Origin of the sequence: Streptomyces sp. NPDC058812, assembly GCF_042744565.1 — a bacterium.
GTDB classification, from domain to species: Bacteria; Actinomycetota; Actinomycetes; order Streptomycetales; family Streptomycetaceae; genus Streptomyces; species Streptomyces thinghirensis.
In genome coordinates this window covers 100551-126181 of record NZ_JBHYOB010000004.1, presented here as the reverse complement: position 1 = coordinate 126181, position 25631 = coordinate 100551, and the positions used below count along the sequence as shown (strand labels likewise).

16 protein-coding genes and 2 pseudogenes are annotated in these 25631 nt (G+C 72.8%); 14 read left to right on the top strand and 4 right to left on the bottom strand.

Going from position 1 to position 25631, the window contains the following annotated elements; all coding sequences use genetic code 11:
* Nucleotides 1-37: 37 nt before the first annotated feature.
* Nucleotides 38-811: an SDR family NAD(P)-dependent oxidoreductase gene (locus ACFW48_RS10045; protein WP_386312354.1), complete on the bottom strand. Its 774-nt coding sequence runs from the start codon at nt 809-811 to the stop codon at nt 38-40.
* Nucleotides 812-852: 41 nt separating this feature from the next.
* On the bottom strand, nt 853-1521 hold the full coding sequence (locus ACFW48_RS10040; RefSeq protein WP_386312351.1) for an MOSC domain-containing protein: 669 nt from the start codon (nt 1519-1521) through the stop codon (nt 853-855).
* A gap of 81 nt (nt 1522-1602) precedes the next feature.
* On the opposite strand from ACFW48_RS10040, the gene ACFW48_RS10035 reads away from it, so the two are divergent.
* The gene (locus tag ACFW48_RS10035; protein ID WP_386312350.1) at nt 1603-2523 is read left to right on the top strand and encodes a LysR family transcriptional regulator; all 921 of its coding nucleotides are present in this window, start codon (nt 1603-1605) and stop codon (nt 2521-2523) included.
* 63 nt (nt 2524-2586) lie between these two features.
* Here the strand turns inward: ACFW48_RS10035 and ACFW48_RS10030 are convergent, their stop codons facing one another.
* A complete protein-coding gene (locus ACFW48_RS10030) occupies nt 2587-2919 on the bottom strand; it encodes a WhiB family transcriptional regulator (RefSeq protein WP_386312348.1) in 333 nt (110 codons plus the stop codon).
* 390 nt (nt 2920-3309) lie between these two features.
* On the opposite strand from ACFW48_RS10030, the gene ACFW48_RS10025 reads away from it, so the two are divergent.
* The 4 genes from ACFW48_RS10025 (at nt 3310) to ACFW48_RS10010 (ending at nt 7674) form a co-directional block, all read left to right on the top strand.
* The gene (locus ACFW48_RS10025) at nt 3310-3921 is read left to right on the top strand and encodes a response regulator transcription factor (RefSeq protein WP_003948568.1); all 612 of its coding nucleotides are present in this window, start codon (nt 3310-3312) and stop codon (nt 3919-3921) included.
* A 279-nt stretch (nt 3922-4200) separates the two neighbouring features.
* Nucleotides 4201-4788: a sigma-70 family RNA polymerase sigma factor gene (locus tag ACFW48_RS10020; RefSeq protein ID WP_019329587.1), complete on the top strand. Its 588-nt coding sequence runs from the start codon at nt 4201-4203 to the stop codon at nt 4786-4788.
* Between the two features lie 139 nt (nt 4789-4927).
* Nucleotides 4928-6433, top strand: a complete 1506-nt coding sequence (gene guaB / locus ACFW48_RS10015) for an IMP dehydrogenase (RefSeq protein ID WP_386312346.1) — start codon at nt 4928-4930, stop codon at nt 6431-6433.
* A gap of 116 nt (nt 6434-6549) precedes the next feature.
* Nucleotides 6550-7674 carry a GuaB3 family IMP dehydrogenase-related protein gene (locus ACFW48_RS10010; RefSeq protein ID WP_375907158.1) on the top strand — a complete coding sequence of 375 codons (1125 nt, stop codon included), beginning with the start codon at nt 6550-6552 and terminating at the stop codon, nt 7672-7674.
* A 409-nt stretch (nt 7675-8083) separates the two neighbouring features.
* Here ACFW48_RS10010 and ACFW48_RS10005 read toward each other — a convergent pair whose 3' ends face one another.
* Nucleotides 8084-9292 (bottom strand): nucleotide sugar dehydrogenase, encoded by a 1209-nt coding sequence (locus ACFW48_RS10005; protein WP_386312344.1) that lies wholly within the window; start codon nt 9290-9292, stop codon nt 8084-8086.
* Nucleotides 9293-9599: 307 nt separating this feature from the next.
* Between ACFW48_RS10005 and ACFW48_RS10000 the strand changes: the two genes are divergently transcribed.
* The 9 genes and pseudogenes from ACFW48_RS10000 to ACFW48_RS09960 all read left to right on the top strand — a co-directional run bounded on the left by ACFW48_RS10000 (nt 9600) and on the right by ACFW48_RS09960 (nt 25564).
* The gene (locus ACFW48_RS10000; protein WP_386312341.1) at nt 9600-11306 is read left to right on the top strand and encodes a glycerol-3-phosphate dehydrogenase/oxidase; all 1707 of its coding nucleotides are present in this window, start codon (nt 9600-9602) and stop codon (nt 11304-11306) included.
* Between the two features lie 148 nt (nt 11307-11454).
* Nucleotides 11455-13485, top strand: coding sequence for a serine/threonine-protein kinase (locus tag ACFW48_RS09995; protein ID WP_386313042.1), 2031 nt, complete (start codon nt 11455-11457; stop codon nt 13483-13485).
* Between the two features lie 153 nt (nt 13486-13638).
* Nucleotides 13639-16518: a protein kinase gene (locus tag ACFW48_RS09990; protein ID WP_386312339.1), complete on the top strand. Its 2880-nt coding sequence runs from the start codon at nt 13639-13641 to the stop codon at nt 16516-16518.
* Nucleotides 16519-16663: 145 nt separating this feature from the next.
* Entirely contained in the window at nt 16664-18385 is a 1722-nt protein-coding gene (locus tag ACFW48_RS09985; protein ID WP_386313040.1) for a protein kinase, read from the top strand.
* Nucleotides 18386-18500: 115 nt separating this feature from the next.
* A pseudogene (locus tag ACFW48_RS09980) lies at nt 18501-19406 on the top strand (serine/threonine-protein kinase); the annotation flags it as partial.
* A gap of 139 nt (nt 19407-19545) precedes the next feature.
* A complete protein-coding gene (locus ACFW48_RS09975) occupies nt 19546-21231 on the top strand; it encodes a serine/threonine-protein kinase (protein ID WP_386312337.1) in 1686 nt (561 codons plus the stop codon).
* Nucleotides 21231-21950 (top strand): annotated as a pseudogene (locus ACFW48_RS09970) (serine/threonine-protein kinase); the annotation flags it as partial. The gene ACFW48_RS09975 and the pseudogene ACFW48_RS09970, both read left to right, overlap by 1 nt.
* Nucleotides 21951-22092: 142 nt before the next feature.
* A complete protein-coding gene (locus tag ACFW48_RS09965) occupies nt 22093-23706 on the top strand; it encodes a succinic semialdehyde dehydrogenase (protein WP_386312334.1) in 1614 nt (537 codons plus the stop codon).
* Between the two features lie 40 nt (nt 23707-23746).
* A complete protein-coding gene (locus ACFW48_RS09960) occupies nt 23747-25564 on the top strand; it encodes a GMC oxidoreductase (protein WP_386312332.1) in 1818 nt (605 codons plus the stop codon).
* Nucleotides 25565-25631 lie beyond the last annotated feature (67 nt).

Genomic DNA, 25631 nt, shown 5'->3' with positions numbered 1-25631 from the left:
TCGCGCGGTCCCCGCGCCCCTTCGGGGACGCTTCTCGCTACTGAGGCCCGTACTTCCGCCCCGTCCGTGAGGAGATCCCGCCCAGCATCCCCCGCGGCACCAGCTTCGCCGCGCCCATCAGGGCCTTGTAGCGCGGGTCGGGGATGGACAGGGACTTGCCCCGGGCCAGGTCGTCCAGGGCCGCGGCGACCAGCTTGTCGGCGTCCAGCCACATCCAGTTCGGGATGTTGTCCGTGCCCATCCCGGCCCGCTGGTGGAACTCCGTGCGCACGAAGCCGGGGCACAGGGCCATCAGGCGTACGCCGCTGCCGGCCAGGTCCTTCGCCACGCCCTGGGTGAACTGCACGACCCACGCCTTGGAGGCGCCGTAGGTGCCGCGCGGCACGAAGGCCGCGACCGAGGCCACGTTGACCACGCCGCCCCGGCCCCGCTCCCGCATCGCCTCCGTCGCCGCCGAGGTCAGCCGGAGCACCGCCTCGCAGTGCACCTTGAGCATCGTCAGCTCGTCGGCCATGGAGACGTCGAGGAAGCGGCCCTTGTTGCCGAAGCCGGCGTTGTTGATCAGCAGGTCGACGGGGCTCCTGCGCTCACCGAGCCGGGCGGCCACCGCCTCGATGCCGGCGTCCGTGGCCAGGTCGGCCGTCAGGACCTCCGCCTCGATGCCGTGCCGGTCGTGCAGCTCGGTCGCCTGTTCGCGCAGCCGCTTGGTGTCGCGGGCCACCAGGACCAGGTTGTGTCCGTCGGCCGCCAGCCGCCGCGCGAACGCGGCGCCGATGCCCGCCGTCGATCCCGTAATCAATGCCGTTGTCATGGCGCAAGGTTATGGGCCCGGGCCGAGCAGGTCCGCTTGGCTCAGGCGCCGTACGTCTCCACGTACTTCCGCGCCGTCGCCAGCGCCTCCGGATGCAGCGCCTCACCCGCCGCGAGCAGCCGGGGCAGCAGCTCCCGCTCCCTCGTCACCGCCCGGAACTGCAACGCCACCGTCACCTCGTGGGCGGGCCGGTGCACGATCTCGACGGCGTCGCCCGCCCGTATCCCACCGGGTTCGATCACCCGCAGGTACGCGCCCGACGCGCCCTTCTCCGTGAAGCGCCGCACCCACCCCTTCTCACCCAGATGGCCCTGGAAGGTGCGGCAGGGGATACGGCCGCTGGTGACCTCCAGCACCAGACCGGGGCCGATCCGCCAGCGCTCGCCGATCAGGGTGCCGGAGACGTCCAGGCCCGTCGTCGTGAGGTTCTCGCCGAACGCGCCGTTCGGCAGTGGGCGGCCCAGCTCGCGCTCCCAGTCGTCCATGTCCTCGCGCGCCATCGCGTACACGGCCTGGTCGGCGCCGCCGTGATGCCGGGTGTCGCACACCGTGTCACCGGCCAGTCCGCTCGCCCCGGCGCCCTTCGGCCCGGGCGCGGCCACGCGCACCGTCCCGTCGGCCGGCTGCTTGTCGATGCCGGTGACGCCCTCGGGATGGTCCGTGTACGGCACCGCCTTCGCGCGGCCCAGATTGACAGAGAGAAGCTTCATGGCGGAACGGTAGGACAGCCTTCGTGAAAGCGTCGACGCATTATTCGGCGTTCGGTCAAAGAGTCACTTATCCTCGGAGCCGTGATCGAGGCTCGTCATCTCCGTGTCCTGCGCGCCGTGGCATCGACCGGTTCCTTCTCCGCCGCGGGGCGCGAGCTGGGCTGTACCCAGCCCGCCGTCAGCCAGCAGATGAAGGCCCTGGAGGCCTCCGTCGGCACACCCCTGCTCGTGCGCGCCGGGCGCGAGATGCGGCTGACCCAGGCCGGTGAGGCACTGGTGCGGCACGCCGCCGGCATCATCGCCGGACTGACCGCGGCCGAGGAAGAGGTCGCCGCCATCGCCGGACTGCGCGCCGGACGGGTCCGCCTGGTCTCCTTTCCCAGCGGCAGCTCCACCCTCGTACCGACCGCCCTGGCCGCGCTGCGCGCCGCGCACCCCGGCACCCGGGTCTTCCTGGAGGAGGCCGAGCCGCCGAAGTCCGTCGGGCTGCTGCGCGAGGGCGACTGCGACGTGGCGCTCGCCTTCCGCTATGAGGGCGCGGCCGGCGCGGAGGAGTGGGACGACCTCGTCGTGCGGCCGCTGCTGACCGACCGCCTCGTGGCGCTGGTGCCCGAACGGCACCGGCTCGCGCGCACGGAACCCGGCGGTTCGGTGGCCATCGGGGAGCTGGCCCGGGACCCGTGGATCGCGGGCTGCCCGCGGTGCCGGGGGCAGTTGGTCGAGGTGTGCGAAGGGGCCGGCTTCACGCCCCGCATCGACTTCGCGACCGACGACTACCCGGCGGTCGCCGGCCTGGTGGGGGCCGGATTGGGGGTGGCCGTCCTGCCCCAGCTCGCCGTCGAGTCCGTACGGCCCCGGGGGGTGCGCACGGTGGCGTTGGAGCCGGCGGTGCGGCGGGAGATCGTCGCGCTCACCCTGCCCGACCTGGCCCAGGTGCCGGCGGTGGCGGCGACGCTGGACGAGCTGGCTCGGGCGGGGGCACGCCAGTCGGCGACGCGCTGAGGGTACGGGCGCACCTACGTGCCCGCGCGTTTCACAGAAACGTTCCTTCAGTGATGTGCGGCTTCAGTGATGCGCGGCCGCCTCCCCACCTGTCGATGCCGTCGCCGCCACCAGGCGGTTGCGGGCGCGTCCCATGAGCTCCTCGCGCTCGTCCTCGGTGAGCCCGCCCCACACGCCGTACGGCTCACGCACCGCCAGCGCGTGCGCCGCGCACTCGGCGCGGACCGGGCACCTCATGCAGACCTCCTTGGCCGAGTTCTCGCGAGCACTCCGCGCCGCACCGCGTTCGCCCTCCGGATGGAAGAAGAGCGAGCTGTCCACCCCGCGGCACGCGGCCAGGAGCTGCCAGTCCCACAGGTCCGCGTTCGGTCCGGGAAGGCGGGAGAAATCTGCCATTGCGTGACCCCTTGTAGCCGATATGGGTAGATGCCGGTGACGCAGCGTCCACGACCGTACAACTACGATCTAAGGAGATGAAAATATGACTCATTGCGAATCTAGCCGCAGACACCAGCGAAGCGGAAGAAAAGCGGCTAAATGGGGCACCGGTTGTGATGAAACGGGGCGGGTCCGACGCCCATGTCTGCTGCGTGGCCGCCCCCTCACGTAGAGTGCCGAAGACGACACACAGCCCCGTAACTCTTTCGAGTGACCGTCGTTGAGAGTGCGGAGGCGGTTGAAGGAACAAGTGCTCGGGCGGGCGTCCGGGACGGTCGACCGCACAGGTGACGATTTCGTACCAGCCTGGAGGCTCAACGTGACGCGCATCAGCTGCGGAGGACGGCCATGACTTCCGTCCTCGTCTGCGACGACTCCCCGCTTGCCCGAGAGGCGCTCCGCCGGGCGGTCGCGACCGTGCCCGGCGTCGAGCGCGTGACGACGGCCGCCAACGGCGAGGAAGTCCTCCGCCGCTGGGGTGCCGACCGCTCGGACCTGATTCTGATGGACGTGCGCATGCCCGGCCTCGGCGGCGTCGAGACCGTCCGGCGGCTGCTGTCCGCCGACCCCGGCGCACGCATCATCATGCTCACCGTCGCCGAGGACCTGGACGGCGTGGCCCTCGCCGTCGCCGCCGGTGCCCGCGGCTACCTGCACAAGGACGCCTCGCGCGCCGAACTGCGCGCCACGGTCACGCAGGCCCTCGCCGACCCGACCTGGCGGCTCGCCCCGCGCCGGCTGCGCTCGGCCGAGATGGGTGCCGCGCCCACGCTCACCGCGCGTGAGATCCAGGTCCTGGAGGGCATGAGCCACGGCCGCTCCAACGCGGAGATCGGCCGCGAGCTGTTCCTCTCCGAGGACACCGTCAAGACCCACGCCCGGCGGCTCTTCAAGAAGCTCGGCGCCTCGGACCGGGCGCACGCGGTCGCGCTCGGCTTCCGATGGGGCCTGGTCCGCTAGGGCACCCCGTGCGGTGGAGGCCGGCAGGGCCCGCAGGGGACGCCACGATCCCCGCTTATCGCGAGGTGGGCGGGGGTGACAAGGCGACCCGCCGGGTGCCCGCTGCTCGTTTCGGCGCGGATGACGCATCCTTGAGGTGTGGAGTTCCTCGGGGACGAGTCGGTCGAGCGGAAGGGGAGGGCGCAGGGGATGAGTTCCGGCGCACCTGCTCATAACGCTTCGGTGCACAACAACGGGCGCGGAGCCACGGATCGGACAGCCGCAAGGCACCATGGACCGATGCGTGACGACGAGGCGGCCCCTGACCAAGGGACGGTCGGTGGGCTCGTCCATCGTGCCGTCGACGGGGACGAGCAGGCCACGCACGACCTGCTCGCCCATGTCCACCCCTTGGCGCTGCGCTACTGCCGCACGCGTCTGTCCCGCCTGCCCGGCGACGCCCGGCACTTCGTCGAGGACCTCGCCCAGGAGGTCTGCGTCGCGGTGCTGCTCGCGCTGCCCCGCTACAAGGACACCGGACGCCCCTTCGAGGCGTTCGTCTTCGCCATCGCCGCCCACAAGGTCGCCGACCTGCAGCGCGCGGCGATGCGGCACCCCGGCTCGACGGCCGTGCCGTCCGACGAGATGCCCGAGCGGCCGGACGACTCACTGGGCCCGGAGGAGCGCGCGCTGCTCAACAGCGACGCCGCCTGGGCCAAGAAACTGCTGGCCAACCTGCCCGAGAACCAGCGCGAGCTGCTCCTGCTGCGCATCGCGGTGGGGCTCACGGCAGAGGAGACCGGGCAGATGTTGGGAATGTCACCCGGCGCCGTGCGGGTCGCCCAGCACCGGGCGCTGAGCCGACTGCGGGCCCTGGCGGAGCAGTAGCGCCGGGCGTGAACGGACGGTGACGGGTGTCCGTACGAAACTACGAAGGTCGCGGGCGTCCCTGATCGTGGAATGAGCCACGTCCACTTCCCGTTAGCATGGACATCCGCACCGATCAAGGCCATTTGGGGAAGGTGTCATGACTGCCAACGTCGACGGAGTGCCCGAGAAGTTCGCGACGCTCGGGCTGACCTACGACGACGTGCTGCTGCTGCCGGGTGCATCCGAGGTGCTCCCCAACGCGGTCGACACCTCGTCCCGCATCTCCCGCAACGTCCGGGTGAACATCCCGCTGCTCTCGGCGGCGATGGACAAGGTGACCGAGTCCCGCATGGCCATCGCCATGGCCCGCCAGGGCGGCGTCGGCGTGCTCCACCGCAACCTGTCGGTCGAGGACCAGGTCAACCAGGTCGACCTGGTCAAGCGCTCCGAGTCCGGCATGGTGACGGACCCGATCACAGTCCACCCCGAGGCCACGCTGGCCGAGGCGGACGCCCTGTGCGCCAAGTTCCGCATCAGCGGCGTCCCGGTCACCGACCCGGCCGGCAAGCTGCTCGGCATCGTCACCAACCGCGACATGGCCTTCGAGTCCGACCGCACCCGCGAGGTGCGCGAGGTCATGACGCCGATGCCGCTGGTCACCGGCAAGGTCGGCATCTCCGGCGTGGACGCCATGGAACTGCTGCGCCGCCACAAGATCGAGAAGCTTCCGCTGGTCGACGACGCCGGCGTCCTCAAGGGCCTGATCACGGTCAAGGACTTCGTCAAGGCCGAGAAGTACCCCCACGCCGCCAAGGACGCCGAGGGCCGGCTGCTGGTCGGCGCGGCCGTCGGCGCCAGCCCGGAGGCCCTGGAGCGCGCCCAGGCCCTGGCCGCGGCCGGTGTGGACTTCCTGGTCGTCGACACCTCGCACGGGCACAACAGCAACGCGCTGAGCTGGATGGCGAAGATCAAGTCGAGCGTCGGCGTGGACGTGATCGGCGGCAACGTCGCCACCCGCGACGGCGCCCAGGCCCTGATCGACGCGGGCGTCGACGGCATCAAGGTCGGTGTCGGCCCCGGCTCGATCTGCACCACCCGCGTCGTCGCCGGCATCGGCGTCCCGCAGGTCACCGCCATCTACGAGGCATCCCTGGCGGCCCGCGCCGCGGGCGTCCCGCTGATCGGCGACGGCGGCCTGCAGTACTCGGGCGACATCGGCAAGGCGCTGGCCGCCGGTGCCGACACGGTGATGCTGGGGAGCCTCCTCGCGGGCTGCGAGGAGTCTCCGGGCGAGCTGCAGTTCATCAACGGCAAGCAGTTCAAGTCGTACCGCGGCATGGGTTCGCTCGGCGCCATGCAGTCCCGCGGCCAGGGCAGGTCGTACTCCAAGGACCGCTACTTCCAGGCCGAGGTGGCCACCGACGACAAGCTCGTGCCCGAGGGCATCGAGGGCCAGGTGCCCTATCGCGGCCCGCTGGCCAACGTGCTGCACCAGCTCGTCGGCGGTCTGCGCCAGACCATGGGGTACGTGGGGGCCGCCACCATCGAGGAGATGGAGTCGAAGGGCCGCTTCGTGCGGATCACCTCCGCGGGCCTCAAGGAGAGCCACCCGCACGACATCCAGATGACGGTCGAGGCACCGAACTACAGCCGCAGCAAGTAAGCAGCAGCCTGCCCGAGGGCGGCCCCGGACCGACCGGGGCCGCCCTCAGCAGTGCCCCGCGATGCCCGTCGGGGATACTGGAAGGCGCTGCAACGCATCAGGGAAAGGCCACAGACGTGACTGAGATCGAGATCGGGCGCGGCAAGCGCGGCCGCCGGGCGTACGCCTTCGACGACATCGCCGTCGTCCCCAGCCGCCGTACGCGGGACCCGAAGGAGGTCTCGATCGCCTGGCAGATCGACGCCTACCGCTTCGAGCTGCCGTTCCTGGCCGCTCCCATGGACTCGGTCGTCTCCCCGGCCACCGCCATCCGCATCGGCGAGCTGGGCGGCCTCGGCGTCCTGAACCTGGAAGGGCTCTGGACGCGGCACGAGGACCCGCAGCCGCTGCTCGACGAGATCGCCGGGCTGGACACGGACAACGCGACCCGCCGCCTCCAGGAGATCTACGCGGCCCCCATCAAGGAGGAGCTGATCGGGCAGCGCATCAAGGAGGTGCGCGACTCGGGCGTGGTCACCGCCGCCGCGCTCTCCCCGCAGCGCACCGCCCAGTTCTCCAAGGCGGTCGTCGACGCGGGCGTCGACATCTTCGTCATCCGCGGCACCACGGTCTCGGCGGAGCACGTCTCCGGTTCGCACGAGCCGCTGAACCTGAAGCAGTTCATCTACGAGCTGGACGTCCCGGTCATCGTCGGCGGCTGCGCCACCTACACCGCCGCCCTGCACCTGATGCGCACCGGCGCGGCGGGCGTCCTCGTCGGCTTCGGCGGCGGCGCCGCCCACACCACGCGCAACGTGCTGGGCATCCAGGTGCCCATGGCGACGGCGGTCGCGGACGTGGCGGCGGCCCGCCGTGACTACATGGACGAGTCCGGTGGCCGGTACGTGCACGTCATCGCCGACGGCGGTGTCGGCTGGTCCGGCGACCTGCCCAAGGCGATCGCCTGCGGCGCCGACTCGGTGATGATGGGCTCGCCGCTGGCGCGCGCGACCGACGCGCCGGGCAAGGGCAACCACTGGGGCATGGAGGCCGTCAACGAGGAGCTGCCCCGCGGCAAGAAGGTCGACCTCGGCACGGTCGGCACCATCGAGGAGATCCTCACCGGCCCGTCCCGCAACCCCGACGGCTCGATGAACTTCTTCGGCGCGCTGCGCCGGGCGATGTCGACCACCGGGTACAGCGAGCTGAAGGAGTTCCAGCGCGTCGAGGTGACGGTGGCGGACTCGCAGCACCGGCGGTAGCAGCCGCTCGACGGCTCCGAGGAGGCCGGCCGCCCTTGACGGGGCGACCGGCCTCTTTCGCGTGCTCAGAGGCTTGCGCGGGGGGGCGCGTGGCGCGGCGCGGGGGCGCACGGTGGCCTTCGGGGGACGGCGGCATCGTGGAAGGGGGCGCGCCATGGGCCGTCACCGCAAGCCCACCTGCTGGGATCGGATCCGTCTGCGGATGGTGAAGTTCCGGAGAAGGTGGATCTTGCGTATTTACGGGAAGTGAGCGGCCACCCCTACAAGAACCAGGGGTGGACACTCCGTTCACTTCTCAGGAGCCTGCCGCAGCGCCCCTGCGGTGGGCTCCACCCGCGTCCTACGGTACCCACGAAGCGGCCCGTCCACCACCGACCCCGTGGCACGGTCACCCCCGCGCGCCCCCCTCTCACAACCGGTGCGCCGCCCCCGTGGGCGTAGCCCCCCGCGTGTCCAGCAGGAGCTGGGCCTTCACCGACAGGCCCTGGAGGTCGTACGTGCGGTGCTGCTGGAGGAGGATCGTCAGGTCGGCGTCGGCGGCGGCCTCGTAGAGGGAGTCGGCGCGGGGGACGGGGCGGTCGGCGACGTTCCAGGACGGGATGTGCGGGTCGTGGTAGCTGACGGCGGCACCCATCGACATCAGGCGGGTGGCGATCTCCTCGGCCGGGGTGGCCTGCTGGTCGGCGAGGTCGGCCTTGTAGGTGACGCCGAGGAGGAGGACGCGGGCGGCGCGCGCGGACTTGCCGTGCTCGTTGAGCAGGGCGGCGGCGCGCTGGACGACGTAGCGCGGCATCTGGGAGTTGACCTGCTGGGCCAGCTCCACCATGCGCAGGTTGTGCGGGGCCTGGCCGGTCAGGTCCTGGGGGACGGAGTGGCCGCCGACGCCGGGGCCCGGGCGGAAGGCCTGGAAGCCGAACGGTTTGCTCTCCGCGCAGCGCAGGACGTCCCACAGGTCGACGCCGAGGTCGTCGCAGAGCACGGCCATCTCGTTGACGAGCGCGATGTTGACGTGCCGGAAGTTGGTCTCCAGGAGCTGGACCGTCTCGGCCTCGCGGGGGCCGCGCGCGCGGACCACCTTGTCGGTGAGCCGGCCGTAGAAGGTGGCGGCCGACTCGGTGCAGGCGGGGGTGAGGCCGCCGATGACCTTCGGCGTGGTGGCCGGGGTGAAGTCGCGGTTGCCGGGGTCGACGCGGCTGGGGGAGTAGGCGAGGTGGAAGTCGCGGCCGGCGCGCAGACCGGAGCCCTGCTCCAGGATCGGGCGCAGGAGATCCTCCGTCGTCCCGGGCCGCACGGGTGACTCCAGGATGACCGTGGTGTGCGGGCGCATGTGGGCGGCCAGGGTGCGGGCGGCCGCCTCCACCTGGGTGAGGTCCAGGCCGCCGTCCGCGCCGGGCGGGGTCGGGGCGCAGATGACGGCGGTGCGGACGCGGCCCAGCTCGGCCGGTCCGGCGGGCGTGCGGAAGCCCGTCGCGAGCATCCTGCGCACCTCGGCGGGGGTGAGCGGGTCGGCCTCGGGGCCGGTGCGGTAGCCGAGGGTGGGGATGCCTGCGGCGACGGCGGCCTGGGCCAGGGGCAGGCCGTACGGGCCGAGTCCGATGACGGCGAGATCTGCGGGCATGGCGTGGGCCGTCCTTCCCAGTAGCCGAAGCGGGACAGGTGCGCAAGCCCGGTGGACAGGATGAGCGAGCACAAGGTCAGACTAGGAGTAAATATGACCGATTTGCGGGATTGGTCGGCCGAGTTTCGGTGGTGTCGACGTGGCCCGGGGTGATGCGCCGGGATTCACGGGAAGAGTTGTCCACAGGCTGGGGGCGTGTGGCGGCCGATGTCGGGCGGGCCGGTCAGAATCTGGGCATGGTGGGTACCAGGAACCGGGCTTCGCCCCCGACGGGTGCGGCCGACGCGACCGACAGCGGGAGGCAGCAGTGAGGACAGCGACCCTGGGGCCGGCGCAGCGCGCCGAGTCACTCGCGGCCATGGCCGAGCGCGAGCTGGACGTACTGGTGGTGGGCGCGGGCGTGGTCGGCGCGGGCACCGCGCTCGACGCCGTGACGCGCGGCCTGTCCACCGGCCTGGTCGAGGCCCGGGACTGGGCGTCGGGCACCTCCAGCAGGTCGAGCAAGCTGATCCACGGCGGTCTGCGCTATCTGGAGATGCTCGACTTCGCCCTCGTGCGGGAGGCGCTGAAGGAGCGCGGGCTGTTGCTGGAACGGCTCGCACCGCACCTCGTGAAGCCCGTGCCGTTCCTGTACCCCTTGCGGCACAAGGGGTGGGAGCGGCTGTACGCCGGGTCGGGCGTCGCGCTCTACGACGCCATGTCGATGGCCCGCGGCCACGGCCGAGGGCTGCCGATGCACCGGCACCTGAGCCGCGGTCACGCCCTGCGGGTAGCGCCCGCCTTGAAGAAGGACGCGCTGGTCGGCGCGCTCCAGTACTACGACGCCCAGATGGACGACGCCCGATTCGTCACGACGCTGGTGCGCACGGCGGCGGCGTACGGCGCCCCGGTCGCCAACCGCGCGCGGGTCACCTCCTTCCTGCGCGAGGGCGAGCGCGTGGTCGGCGCGCGCGTGCAGGACGTCGAGGCGGGCGGGGAGTACGAGATCCACGCCAAGCAGGTCGTGAACGCGACCGGCGTGTGGACGGACGACACCCAGTCGATGGTGGGCGAGCGCGGCCAGTTCCACGTGCGCGCCTCCAAGGGCATCCATCTGGTCGTGCCGAAGGACCGCATCCACTCCAGCACCGGTCTGATCCTGCGCACCGAGAAGTCCGTGCTGTTCGTCATCCCCTGGGGCCGGCACTGGATCATCGGCACCACGGACACCGACTGGGACCTGGACAAGGCGCACCCGGCCGCGTCCAGCGCCGACATCGACTACCTGCTGGAGCACGTCAACTCCGTGCTGTCCGTGCCGCTCACCCGCGACGACGTCGAGGGTGTGTACGCCGGTCTGCGCCCGCTGCTGGCCGGCGAGTCGGACGCCACCAGCAAGCTGTCGCGCGAGCACACCGTCGCGCACCCGGTGCCCGGCCTCGTCGTCGTGGCGGGCGGCAAGTACACGACGTACCGGGTGATGGCCAAGGACGCCGTGGACGAGGCGGTGCACGGGCTCGACCTGCGGGTCGCCGACTGCGTCACCGAGGACACCCCCCTGCTCGGCGCCGAGGGCTACCGGGCGCTGTGGAACGCGCGGAAGCGGGTCGCCGCACGCACCGGCCTGCACGTCGTACGCGTGGAACACCTGCTGAACAGGTACGGCGCCATGGCGGAGGAGGTCCTGGAACTCATCGCCGCCGACCCCTCCCTCGGGGAACCGCTGCACGCCGCCGACGACTACCTGCGCGCCGAGGTCGTCTACGCCGCCTCCCACGAAAGCGCGCGGCACCTGGACGATGTACTGACCCGGCGCACCCGTATCTCCATCGAGACCTTCGACCGGGGTACGCGCAGCGCCCGCGAGGCCGCCGAACTGATGGCGCCGGTACTGGGCTGGGACAAGGACCAGGTCGAACGCGAGGTCCAGCACTACGAGAAGCGGGTCGAGGCCGAGCGGGAGTCGCAGCGCCAGCCGGACGACCTGACGGCGGACGCGGCCCGGCTGGGGGCGCCGGACATCGTGCCACGGTAGGGGCCGCCGGGGCGGGTGTGACGCAGGGTCACCCCGCCATGCTCCCTGCCCGCTCGCCCGGTTGGCGCCAGAGGCACCCTGGGCGTCGAGCGCTTGTCGGGTGAGGGACAATGAAGGCTCTGTCAGGGCGGGTTGCATGAGGGGACGCATGTCGGAGGCGGAGCGGGCGGGGACATCCCGTACGGACAAGAGCGCACGTCTCCTCGCCGGGCGGTACCGGCTGGGAGACGTGCTCGGCCGCGGCGGCATGGGGACGGTGTGGCGGGCCGAGGACGAGACCCTGGGGCGCACGGTCGCCGTCAAGGAGCTGCGGTTTCCCGGGAACATCGACGAGGAGGAGAAGCGGCGCCTGATCACGCGCACGCTGCGCGAGGCCAAGGCCATCGCGCGGATCCGCAACAACAGCGCCGTGACGGTCTACGACGTGGTCGAGGAGGACGACCGGCCGTGGATCGTGATGGAACTCGTCGAGGGCAAGTCGCTCGCCGAGGCCATCCGTGAGGACGGCCTGCTGGAGCCGAAGCGCGCGGCGGAGGTCGGCCTCGCCGTCCTCGACGTCCTGCGCTCCGCGCACCGCGAGGGCATCCTGCACCGCGACGTGAAGCCGTCCAACGTACTGATCGCCGAGGACGGCCGGGTCGTCCTCACCGACTTCGGCATCGCCCAGGTCGAGGGCGACCCGTCGATCACCTCCACCGGCATGCTCGTCGGCGCCCCCTCCTACATCTCCCCGGAGCGCGCCCGCGGCCACAAGCCGGGACCGGCCGCCGACCTGTGGTCGCTCGGCGGGCTGCTGTACGCGGCGGTGGAGGGCTCCCCGCCCTACGACAAGGGCTCCGCGATCGCGACGCTGACCGCGGTGATGACGGAGAACCTGGAGGAGCCGAAGAACGCGGGTCCGCTGCGGGACGTCATCTTCGGGCTGCTCAACAAGGACCCCGCCCAGCGGCTCGACGACACGGGCGCCCGCGCGATGCTCAACAAGGTCATCCACGCCCCGGACAGGGCGGCCGAGACCGAACCGGCCGACGCCACCAAGGTGGTGCCGCTGCCGGCGCAGCCGGACGAGCGGTCCCGTCGGGGCGGTTCGGCGGGCGCCGGGGGCAGGCGGGGCGAGGAGGCCGGGGAGCGGTTGCGCGGGGCGCTGCGTTCCGTGCGCAAGGCCGCCGTGGGGGCCGGTGCGGCCGGTGCCGCGGCCACCTCCCGCACCAAGCCGGGCGGGGCCGACCGGGCCGCCTCCGGCGCCGCGGGGGCCTCCGCCGCCCCGGGTTCCGCCGGGACCGCCGCCACGTCGGCGCCGGGATCGGGCGCCGGGACCGGAGTGGGCTCGGGCCACGGCGGGCCGAACGCGCCCGCGGGTACCCGGAGTTCCGGCTGGCCCGTCGTACCGCCGCCGGACCTGCCGCCCCGGTCCGTGCCCCGGGCGCCGCTCACCGACGTGGTGCCGCGCAGGACGCTGGTGATCATCGCGGTGATCGTGGCGCTCGCCGTGCTCGGCACCGTACTGGCCCTCACGCTCGGCGGCGACGACGAGAACGGCGCCCAGGGCGGCAGCGGTGACAAGGCCGTCGCCACCGCGACCGGCGACACCAAGCAGGACGAGGAGAGCGGGACCGGTACCGACGGCACCGCCTCGGACCCGGCGACGGAGGACGGGACGCCGGGCGGCGCCCCGGGCACCGGAGCCGGCGAGTCGGGCGACGCCGGGACCGGGTCGGGCGATGCCGGGAAGCCGGACGACGACGAGGGCGCGGCCGCCACCCACCAGGGCAAGCAGGGTTACACACTTGGACTCCCCGAGGGCTGGAAGTACCGGACCACGGGCTCCGCGGGGGACCGGTTCGCCGGACCGAACGGGCAGAAGCTGCTCGTCGCCTGGACGTCCACGCCCAAGGACGACCCGGTCGCCGACTGGAAGAACCAGGAGCGGAGCATGGTCCGCTCCCAGTACAAGAAGATCCGCATCGAGAAGGTGGGCTACCGGGGCTGGAACGCGGCCGACTGGGAGTTCACCTACACGGACGGCGGCACCAAGTACCGGACCGTGGACCGGGGGTTCGTCGTCAACGACCACCAGGGCTACGCGCTCATGTACACCGCCAAGGCCGCCGACTGGGACAGTGACCTGCGCCGGGACACCTGGCGGACCCTGACGAAGACCTTCGAGCCCAAGTCCTGAGTCGGCGGCGCCCGGGTTTGAGCGGTCCGATATCTGGCATCCCCTCTTTGCGGGTTGCCTCCGGCACGTATCGTGAGTGCTTGCGGACCGTACGCAGCCGGAACGGCCCGCCGGGCGAACGGAATTGACCGACGGGCTGCCGGGGGTGTCGACGTGGACGACTACGCGGGACGGGTACTCGCCGACCGCTACCGCCTGCCCCTGCCGCCGTCCGACGAGTACGAACTCACCGAGACCCGGGCCTTCGACACCTACAGCGGTCAGGAAGTGCTGGTCCGGCAGGTGCCGTTGCCGGAGGTCGTCGAGGCGGAGGTGCTCGACGCGGACGGCCTGCCCGACGGCTTCACGGCCCGGGACGGCGCCGGGCGGCCCCCCGGCAGGCGGTCGCCGGCCGCGCACGGCGGACAGCGGCGGCCCGCCGACCCGGTGGTACGCCGTGCCGTCGAGGCGGCGCAGGCCGCCGCCGCCGTCCCCGACCATCCGCGCCTGGACCAGGTCTTCGACGTGTTCGCCGAGGGCGGTTCGCTGTGGGTCGTCAGCGAGCTGGTGGCCGCCAGGCCGCTGGCCGCCCTGCTCGCCGAGCAGCCGCTGACGCCGTACCGGGCGGCCGAGGTGGCCTCCGACATCCTCCTGGCGCTGCGGGTTCTGCACACCTACGGCTGGGTGCACCGCAACATCACCGCGCGCACGGTGCTCGTCTGCGACGACGGGCGCGTGATGCTGACCGGCCTGGCGGTCGGGGCGGCGGAGGAGGCCCTGTGCGGATACGACCCGGTGCCCGCCCCCGAGGGCGAGGAGGGCCCCGGCTCCGCGGTCGCCCCTGACGGGACCTTCGGCCGGGGTGGTGGCGCGGGTGGTGGCGCGCAGACCGCCGCCCCCGGGCCTGGTGGGTCCGAGGGCGGGGCTGGGCGCTCCGGTCCCGGTGGTGGCGGGGTCACGGCCGCTGGTCCGGGTGGTGCCGGGGTGACGGCCGCCGGTCCGGGTGGTGTCGGCTCAGGGTTCTACGGTCCGGGTGGTGTCGGCTCAGGGGCCCCCGGTCCCGGTGGTGCCGGGTTCGGGGCCGTCGGCCCCGGGGGTGTGCAGACCGGGATGCTCGGGCCCGGCGGTGCCGATCCCGAGGCCGCCCGGCGGGCCGCCATCGAGGCACGGGCCGCCGGCGGGCTGCCGGTGCCCGGGGTCCAGGGGCCGGGTGGGGCCTCCGCCGGGCTCGCCCCCACGCCGCTCGACAGCGGCGGGGACGCCCGTGCCGCGCGCGCCGGAGCGATCGCCGCGTACCGCGCCGGTGCCCGGGCCGCGGCCCGCGTCCAGGAGGCGCAGAACGGCCGCACGGCCCTGCCCGGCGCCCGCCCCGCCCCCGACGACGACACCGGCCTGCCTCCCGGCACCCCCGGCACCGGACCCGTCGGGGTGCGGCCTTCCCACGCGGCCGGCCCCGAGCAGGCGCCGCACGCCGTCGGCCCCGGCGCGGAGCCCGGCCCTCCCCGCGCCGCCGGTCCGGGCACCCCCTCCGCGGCCGCCCGCTCCGCCTACTCCGCCGGCCCCGGCGCCGCGCCCGGCGCCGCCTCGCCCGGGCAGATCGCCGACCCCTACGGCGTACGCACGACCTCCTGGCACGGCGCCGCGCCCCGCCCCACCGGCGACCCGGCCGCCGCCGCGCCCCCCGCCCCCGCGGCCGGACGGGCCCTGCCCGCCGCCCCCCACCAGGAGGCCACCGCCGCGCCCGCCGGGCACTGGGACGACCTGGTCTCCCGCGCCCCCGCGCCGCGCGGTCCGGCCACCGCACTCGCCGCCGAGCGGGCCCGGCAGACGCGGATGGCCGTGGTCGGACCGGTGACCGAGCGCTGGGCGCCGGAACAGGCCGGGCCGGTGCACGAGAACTGGCAGCTGGCCGCGCCCATCGGCCCCGCCACCGACCTGTGGGCGCTGGGCGCGCTGCTCTACCGTGCCGTACAGGGACATGCGCCCTACCCGGAGGAGTCGACCGCCGAGCTGGTGCAGATCGTGTGCGCGGAGCCGCCGGCGTTCGCCGAGGAATGCGGACCGCTGCGGCCGGTCGTGGAGTCGCTGCTGCGTCAGGACCCCACCGAGCGCATCGACTTCGAGGAGCTGCGCGGCTGGCTGCGTTCACTGGTGCGGTCGGCACCCGAGCCGGAGGCCGGCCTGCACGTCGTCTCGGCCCCGCCCGCCGAGACCAGCCGGCTGCCCATCGTGCGCCGCCGCGGCGAGCTGGTGCGCAGGCGGCGTGCGGGACTGCCCGCGCACCACGGACGGCACAAGCGGGGCAAGCGGGACACGGCCCGTTCCCCGCGCAGCCTCGGCCGGACGCTGCTCCTGGTGATACTGCTCGCCCTGGCCGGAGCGATCGCCTACGCCATGTTCCTCATGCCGAAGAGTGACACGGACGGCGACGGGGCCACCGACCGGACGGGCGCCGTCGGCGAGGCGAGCCAGGCCCCGCCCGAGCGGTCCCCGGACCCCGGCAGCGAGCCCCGGCCGGAGCAGACGTCACCGAAGGACGACCCCAGTGCCTCGGAGACGGGCACCGGCTCCACCGAGACGCAGACCAACGACCCCGACGTCGCCGACGGGTTCGCCCTCCGCAAGGACCCCGAAGGCTTCCGCGTCGCCGTCGCCGAGGGCTGGAACCGCACGCCCCGCAACGGCAGCGGCCAGGTCGTCTACGCGAAGGGCGACTTCGAGCTCGTCGTCGTACCGGGCCGGGACCGCGCGGCCGAGTTCGGCGACGACCCGATGGTCTACCAGCGCGACAGCGAGCCCGAATTGGCGCCGTACCGCGCCTCCAGCTGGGCCACCTCCAGCGGGCTGAAGACCATCGAGGTCGGCGGACGGACCATGGCGGAGGGGCAGTTCACCTGGACCGGCGCCGGTGGCGGCGAGCTGTACGTACGTAACGTCGCGATCCTGATCGACGGGCGCTACCACGTGGTGCAGGTCCGTGGCCCGGAGGCGGAACGGGACGAGGTGAGCCGGCTGTTCGAACAGGCGTCGGCGACCTATCAGTACACCCGCTGACCGCAGTTCGGCCCGATGGTTGTCTTCTGTCACGGAAAGCGACAACCGTCACAGAGCGGTATCCATGCCACCCCGCCCGTTCCCCGGACGGGGGCCGGTCCCTAGTCTGACCCTGACAAGACCATTGCGGGGCAACGTGAATCAGATGCAGGGCCGGCTCGTCGCGGGCCGATACCGGCTCGGGGACGCCATCGGCAGCGGCGGCATGGGCCGGGTGTGGCGCGCACACGACGAGGTGCTGCACCGGACCGTCGCCATCAAGGAGTTGACCGCCGCGCTCTACGTCTCCGAGAGCGACCAGGCGATACTGCTGGCGCGTACCCGGGGCGAGGCGCGCGCGGCGGCGCGGATCAACCACTCGGCCGTCGTCACCGTTCACGACGTACTCGAACACGACGGCCGGCCCTGGATCGTGATGGAGCTGGTCGAGGGCCGTTCGCTGGCCGACGCGGTCAAGGACGAGGAGCGGGTCGAGCCGCGGGACGCGGCCCGTGTCGGCCTGTGGGTGCTGCGCGCCCTGCGTGCCGCGCACACCGCCGGTGTCCTGCACCGCGACGTCAAGCCCGGCAACGTACTGCTCGGTGACGACGGCCGGGTGCTGCTCACCGACTTCGGCATCGCGCAGATCGAGGGCGACTCCACCATCACGCGGACCGGAGAGGTCGTCGGCTCCGTCGACTACCTGGCGCCGGAGCGCGTCCGCGGCCACGATCCCGGCCCCGCCTCCGACCTGTGGGCGCTCGGCGCGACGCTGTACACGGCGGTGGAGGGCAGGTCGCCGTTCCGCCGCACCTCACCGCTCACCACCATGCAGGCGGTCGTCGAGGAGGAGGCCACCGAGCCCCGGTACGCCGGTCCGCTCGCGCCCGTCATCAGCGCCCTGCTGCGCAAGGACCCGGCCTCGCGGCCCGACGTGACCGAGACGGAACAGATGCTCGCGGAGGCCGCGGAGGGACGGCGGCCGAACGCGGCCCAGGCGTATGTGCCGACGCGGTACTCGGGCCCGCGGGGGGCGGGTGACACGGCCCGCCCCGGGACACCGGGGCCGGGACCGGTGCCGACGGGCGGGACGGCCGCGACGCCGTACCGGCCGATGACCGGTCCGGCGGCGGTCGGTCCCACGGCCGTCGGTCCCACGGCGGCGGGTCCCGGCCCGTCGGGCCCCACGGCGGCGGGGCACGCGCCGACCGGCCCCACGGGCGTCGCTCCCGTACGGTCCCGGCGCCGCCGCCTGCGCACACTCGCCCTGGTCGTCGCCGTCGCCGCCCTCATCGGCGCGGGCACCGCCGTGGTGCTGCAGCAACGGGACGGGGGTTCGACGGCCGGGCAGGACCCCACCCACTCGCCGTCCCCCTCCGCCTCCGCCACGACCGGCAAGGGCCCCGGCGGGTCCGTCCCGGCCGGTTGGGTCCGCCGGGACGACCCGGTGGGTTTCAGCCTCTACCTGCCCGAGAACTGGCAGCGGAAGGTCTTCGACGACGACGGCGAGCTGAAACAGGTCGACTACACCCCCGACGGGGGCGAGCACTTCATCCGCATCGCCGTCGACACCGCCCCCGACTACAACGACCCGTACGCCCATCAGCTCGACCTGGAGGTCCAGCTCCAGCGGCTGGTCGACTACCGGCGCGTCACCCTGGAGCGGACCACCTACCGCGACCGCGAGAGCGCCCGGTGGGAGTACACCTGGACCGCACTGGCCAAGGACACCCCCTTCCCCGGTCCGCGCCGCGCCGTCGAGGAGACGTACATGTCCCGTGACGGCGTCGAGTACGTCATCTACATGTCGGCGCCCGCCGAGGACTGGGAGACCGCGCGGCAGCAGTTCCGGACGGTGCTGCAGAGCTGGCAGGAGAAGACCGCCTGACCCGCGCCGTGTGATGGCCGGAAGCCGTCGCAACGACGCCCGCTGTCCGTCGGTTGTCGGCCACCCGGGTTACGGCGGCCCGGAGCCCGTCCGTCCGGTGGGGCATGATGGGCGCATGGTGACCGAGGGGGCGGGCGGGCGTGTCATCGCGGGCCGTTACCGGCTCCATGAGCGACTCGGCCGCGGCGGCATGGGCATCGTGTGGCGGGCGACCGACCAACTGCTCGGCCGCGAGGTGGCCGTGAAGGCGCTTCCCCTCGACGAGACCCTCTCCGCCGCCGAGGCCCGGCGGCGCCGGGAGCGCACCCTGCGCGAGGCCCGCGCGGTCGCACAGCTGAGCCACCCTCACGTCATCGTCGTGCACGACGTCGTCGAGGACGACGAACGCGCGTACATGGTCATGGAGCTGGTCGACGGCGGCTCGCTCGCCGACCGCGTCCTCGGCCACGGCCCGGTCGACGCCACCGAGGCCGCCCGGATCGGCGTCGCCCTGCTCGACGCCCTGCGCACCGCGCACGCGGCCGGGATCCTGCACCGGGACGTGAAGCCGTCCAACGTGCTGGTGGCCGAGGACGGCCGGGTCGTCCTCACCGACTTCGGCGTGGCCCAGGTCGCGGGCGCCACCACGCTCACCGAGACCGGCTCCTTCGTCGGCTCCCCCGAGTACACCGCCCCCGAGCGGATGTCCGGTGCCGGGACCGGACCGGAGTCCGACCTGTGGTCGCTGGGCGTGCTGCTGTGCGCGATCCTCAGCGGCGCCTCGCCCTTCCACCGCGACTCGCTGGGCGGCGTCCTGCACGCCGTGGTCACCGACGAGATCCGTCCGCCCGCTCAGGCCGGGCCCATCCTTCCGGTCGTACAGGGCCTGCTGGAACGCGACCCGGAACGGCGGCTGGACGCGGCGGAGGCCGAGCGGATGCTGCGCGCCTTCCTGACCACGGGCCGGACTCCCACGCCGCCCCGGTCCGGTGAGCCCCGGCGCATGACGCGGGGCGTGCTCATGGCGGTGGTGCTCGCGGTACGCCGACGGGTCCGGCGTCCGTGACGCCGTCTTCGCAACGCGCCTAAACAGGAGATAAGCGGCAGCGTGCGTCACGGGTCTGTGACCGCGGCGGACGGTTGGTGGATGCGGACACGCCTGGCGCGATATGGATGGACCCATGAGCAGCAACGGGGGACCCCGCAACGGGTCGGACGAGCCGACGAGTTTTGGCCTGCGACCACCGAATCAACCCGTCGCCGTGCCACATCCCGGCAACCCGTACGCGGCACCCACCCAGGCCGTACCGCCGCAGTCGCCGTCGCGGCCCGGTCTGTTGGAGTCGCCCGCGCAGGACGCGGGCGCCGGGCGGCTCATCGCCGGCCGCTACCGGTTGATCTCCAAGCTCGGGCACGGCGGCATGGGCACGGTGTGGCGGGCGAAGGACGAGACCGTGGACCGCGAGGTGGCCGTCAAGGAGCCCCGCGTACCCGACCACCTTCCCGAACGCGAACGAGACAACGCCTTCGAACGGATGCGCCGCGAGGCGCGCGCCGCGGCCCGGCTCGACCACCCCGCGGTGGTCAACGTGCACGACGTGGCGGTGGTGGACGACCAGCCGTGGATCGTGATGGAGCTGGTGCGGGGCCGCTCGCTGGGCGACGCGTTGCAGGAGGGCACGCTGGGCGCGCGGGAGGCGGCCCGGATCGGCCTGGAGGTGCTCGGCGCGCTGGAGGCCGCGCACGCGGCCGGCATCCTGCACCGGGACGTGAAGCCGGACAACGTACTGCTCGGCCGGCACGACCGGGTCGTCCTCACCGACTTCGGCATCGCCCAGATCGAGGGCGAGACCAACCTCACCGACACCGGCGGCTTCGTCGGCTCGCCCGAGTACATCGCCCCGGAGCGGGTGCTGGGCCAGCGCCCCGGTCCGGCGAGCGACCTGTGGTCGCTGGGCGTGGTGCTGTACGCGGCGACGGAGGGCGTCTCGCCGTTCCGCCGCAGCAACACCCCCGCCACGCTCCAGTCCGTGCTCAACGCCGCGCCCGCGCCGCCCGCCTCCGCGCAGGGGCCGCTGGCCGAGGTCATCACGGGCCTGCTGGACAAGGACCCGGCGCGCCGTCCGGACGCCGCCCGGGTCCGCGCCCTGCTGAGCGCCGCCGCGAACCCGCCGGAGCCGGCACCCACCCAGGTCGTACACATCGGCGGGGCGGACGGGTCGTCCCGGCCGGTGTCCAAGTGGAGTGTGCGGCTGGGCCGCAACGCGTGGATCACCCTCGGCGCGGCGGTCGTCGCGGCGGCGGTGGCGTCGTACCTGGTGATCGCGGAACCCTTCGCGGGGCCCCTGCCGGAGGGGTGGAAGAAGCACGACCTCGGTGGGAAGTCCGGCATGAGCGTCGGTGTGCCGGCGGCGTTCGTGAAGCTGAAGCACCCCGACAAATGGGACGGCACCACCGAGTCGTTCGCCGACCCGAGCGGCGCGATCACCGTCCACGTGGACCGTGACATCAAGGCCGACGACGAGGACGACGACATCCCGGACACCGCGGGGGCCAACGCCTGGGCGGACTGGGAGATGCTCAAGGACGGCGAGTACTCGTGGAACTTCGCCGACAAGCCCGCTCCCAGGGGTGAACCGAGCGAGACCGAGTACAAGGGCAAGAAGGCCGCCGAGAACACCATCGCCTACACGACGGCCGACACGCAGAACCCCCGCGAGCGCGAGTACCACATCCTCTACTACCGGGCGGACAACGGCGACATGTACAAGGTCTCGATCGACTACCCCCGCAAGGGGTACTTCGCGGACGAGGGACGGGAGATCGCCCGGACCGTCGTCGCCAACTGGGAGGTCGGCCAGCTCTGATGGAAGCCCAGGGGCACCTGGTCGGCGAGCGGTACCGGCTGCTGAGGCGCGTCGCCTCCGGCGCCTCGGGAACCGTCTGGCAGGCCTTCGACGAACGCGCGGCACACGACGTCGCCGTCAAGCAGCCGCGGCTGCCCGGTGACCCGGCGGACGAGACGTACCGCCGGGCCGCCCACCGCCTCTACCGCGAGGCACGCGCCGCCGCCCGTGTCGACCACCCCGCGGCCGTCCGCATCCACGACGTGGTCGTGGAGGAGGCCGGACTCGACGGACTGCCCTGGATCGTCATGGAGTGGGTCCCCGGCGAGTCCCTGCAAGAGGTGCTCCGGCGCGGCCCGGTGCCGGCGCCCGAAGCGGCCCGCATGGGGCTCGCGGTGCTCGGCGCGCTGCGGGCGGCGCACGCCGTCGGCATCGTGCACCGCGCGGTCAGGCCCGCCAAGGTGCTGCTCGGCCCGCACGGCCGCGTCGTGCTCACCGACTTCGGCACGGCCCGCGCACCGGGCGAGGACGCCCCCCGGGGCGCCGGTCCCGCGGCGGACCTGCGCTCGCTGGGCGTCCTCCTGCACACCGCCGTCGGGAACTGGTCGCCGTCCGGGCCGCTCGACCCGGTGATCGAAAGGCTGAGGGCCGAGGACGCCACCCGGCGACCGGATGCCGAGGAGGTCGCGCGGCACCTGGAGGCGGTGGCCGGCGCCCCCCGGTCCGCTCCGGACCGAAAAGAAGTGATCAGGTCCAGCCCCACCGGGTAACCTCCTGATCAGCGCATTTGTTGCCAGCGATCACTGGCATTGTGTGAGTACTCGGTGAATCCCGATTACCGACGGGTACACAAAGCCCTCGCGGCGTCATACCCTGCGGCTCATGACGGATGCGCAGGCCCCGGAAATCACCGGCACGAACCCTCTCGCCCCCGCCCCCGAGGGCGCCCGCACCGCTGCCGACGTGGTCACGCCCGAGCTGGTCGCCCAGCTCACCAAGGGCGTGGCCGGCTCCGGCCGCACCGCCAACCACACGCCGTTCACCGGCGAGAGGCTGGCCGACCTGCCCGAGTCGACGCCCCAGGACGTGGCCGGCGCCTTCGAGCGGGCCCGCGCCGCCCAGGCCGTGTGGGCGCGTACGCCGGTGCGGCAGCGTGCCGCCGTCCTGCTGCGCTTCCACGACCTGGTGCTGGAGCGCCAGGCCGAGGTCCTCGACCTCATCCAGCTGGAGACCGGCAAGGCCCGCCTGCACGCCCACGAGGAGGTCCAGGCCGTCGCCGTCGCCGCCCGGCACTACGGCCGCAAGGCCCCGGCGTACCTGCGCCCCAAGCGGCACACCGGCGCCGTGCCGACCCTGACGAAGGTCACCGAGCTGCGCCACCCGCGCGGCGTCGTCGGCCAGATCGTTCCGTGGAACTACCCCTTCGAACTCTCCGTCGGAGACGCGCTGCCTGCCCTCGTGGCCGGAAACGCCGTCGTGATGAAGCCCGACACCGAGTCCTGCCTGACCGCGCTGTGGGCTCGTGACCTGCTGATCGAGGCCGGACTGCCCGCCGACGTCCTCCAGGCCGTCATCGGCGTCGGCCCCGTCGTCGGCCCCGAGGTCGTCAAGCACGGCGACTACATATCCTTCACCGGCTCCACCCGCACCGGCCGCGAGGTCGCCACCGTCGCCGCCGACCGCCTGGTCGGCGTCTCGCTGGAACTCGGCGGCAAGAACGCCATGCTGGTGCTGGAGGACGCCGACATCGAGAAGGCCGCGGCGGGCGCCGTCCGCGCGTGCTTCTCCTCCGCCGGCCAGTTGTGCGTGTCCATCGAGCGGCTGTACGTCCACGAGTCGGTCGCCGACGTCTTCCTGGACCGCTTCGCCGCCCGCACCCGCGCGATGCGCCTGGGCCGGGCCCTGGCCTACGGCGCCGACATGGGTTCGTTGGTCAGCGGGCATCAGCTGGAGACCGTCAAGCGGCACGTGGAGGAGGCCGTCGCCAAGGGCGCGCGGATCGTCGCGGGCGGCGTCGCCCGCCCGGACATCGGCCCGTACTTCTACGAGCCGACCATCCTCGACGGCGTCACGGACGCCATGACCCTGTGCCACGAGGAGACCTTCGGCCCGGTCGTCTCCGTCTACCGCTTCAAGACCGAGGACGAGGCGGTCGAGCAGGCCAACTCCACGCCGTACGGCCTGAACTCCTCGGTCTGGACGAAGGACGCCCGGCGCGGCCACGAGGTCGCCGCCCGGCTGCGCACCGGCACCGTCAACATCAACGAGGGGTACGCGTCCGCCTACGGCAGCGCCCAGTCCCCGATGGGCGGCATGAAGGACTCCGGCCTCGGCCGCCGGCACGGCTCCGAGGGCATCCTCAAGTACACCGAGGCCCAGACGGTCGCCCACCAGCGCCTGCTGCCGATGGCACCGTCGCTGGGGATGGACGACGAGAAGTACGCGGCGTTCATGAGCCGGAGCCTGCGCCTGATGAAGGCATTCCGCTTCCGCTGAGCAGTCCGCCACCAGTACCCGTTCTCAACGAGGAGAGCACGTGTCGCAGGAGAAGTCTGTCCAGACCCGGGACGAGAACGGGTACGACTACGACGTCGTCGTCGTGGGGTCGGGGTTCGGCGGATCCGTCTCCGCCCTCCGCCTCACCGAGAAGGGCTACCGCGTCGGCGTCCTGGAAGCCGGCCGCCGCTTCACCGGTGAGTCACTGCCGAAGAACTCCTGGGACCTGAAGAACTACCTCTGGGCCCCGGGGCTCGGCATGTTCGGCATCCAGCGCATCCATCTGCTCGGGAATGTCATGGTCCTGGCAGGCGCCGGGGTCGGCGGTGGTTCCCTGAACTACGCCAACACCCTCTACGTGCCGCCGAAGCCCTTCTTCGACGACCCCCAGTGGCGTGACATCACCGACTGGCACGACGAACTGACGCCGTACTACGACCAGGCCAAACGCATGCTCGGGGTCCGCCTGAACCCGACCATGACCCCCTCCGACGTACACCTGAAGGGCGCCGCCGAGCGGATGGGCGTCGGCGACACCTTCCACATGGCGCCGGTCGGCGTCTTCTTCGGTGACGGTGAGGACGCCGACGGCACGGTGAAGGCGAAGCCGGGCGAGCAGGTGCCCGACCCCTACTTCGGCGGCGCGGGCCCCGACCGGACGGCGTGCAACGAGTGCGGTGAGTGCATGACCGGCTGCCGGCGCGGCGCGAAGAACACCCTCAACGAGAACTACCTGTACCTCGCCGAGAAGGCGGGTGCCGTCGTGCACCCGATGACGACGGTCGTCTCGGTCACCGACGACTCGCGCGGCGGGTTCGCGATCGCCACCCTCCCCACCGACCGGCAGAAGAAGGGCGCGGGCCGCACCTTCACGGCCCGCCGGGTCGTCATAGCCGCCGGCACCTACGGCACCCAGACCCTGCTGCACCGCATGAAGGCGAACGGACAGCTCCCGTACATATCCGACAAGCTCGGCGAGCTGACCCGCACCAACTCCGAGGCCCTGGTCGGCGCCCAGACCGACGACCGGCGCTACCGCAAGGCCACCGGCGAGTCACGGGCCGACTTCACGCGCGGCGTCGCCATCACGTCCTCGATCCACCCGGACGCCAACACCCACATCGAGCCGGTCCGCTACGGCAAGGGCTCCAACTCGATGGGCGGCCTGTCCATCCTCCAGGTCCCGTACGCCGGGCACACCGCCTCGGGCGCGTCCCGCGTCCTGGGCTTCCTGGGCCACGCGGCCAAGCACCCGATGCTGGTCCTGCGGTCCCTGTCCAACCGCCGCTGGTCGGAGCGGACCATCATCGGCCTGGTGATGCAGTCCCTGGACAACTCCCTGACCACGCACCTGAAACCGACGGGCGTCGGCAAGGGCCTGCTCACCGCCCGCCAGGGCCACGGCTCGCCCAACCCCAAGCAGATCAAGGCGGCCACGGAGGGCGCCTCCGCACTCGCCGCCGAGATCAACGGCTTCGCCGGCTCGAACGTCGGCGAGCTGATGGGTACCCCGCTCACCGCCCACTTCCTCGGCGGCTGCCCGATCGGCGCCTCCCGCGAGAGCGGCGTCATCGACCCGTACCACCGGCTCTACGGCCACCCCGGCATCTCGGTCGTCGACGGCGCCGCGGTCTCCGCCAACCTGGGCGTCAACCCGTCCCTGACCATCACGGCGCAGGCCGAGCGGGCGATGTCGTACTGGCCGAACAAGGGCGAGAGCGACCCGCGCCCGGCGCAGGGGACGGCCTACGAGCGCCTGGCCCCCGTCGAGCCCAAGGCCCCAGCCGTCCCGGCGGAGGCCTTCGGCGCGCTGCGGCTGCCGTTCCTGGGAATGCCGGCGGTGCCGCCGAAGAAGTAGCGCAAAGGTGAGAGGGACCTGCGCCCCCCTCCGAGCGCAGGTCCCTCTCACCCAGCCTGTGTTACGC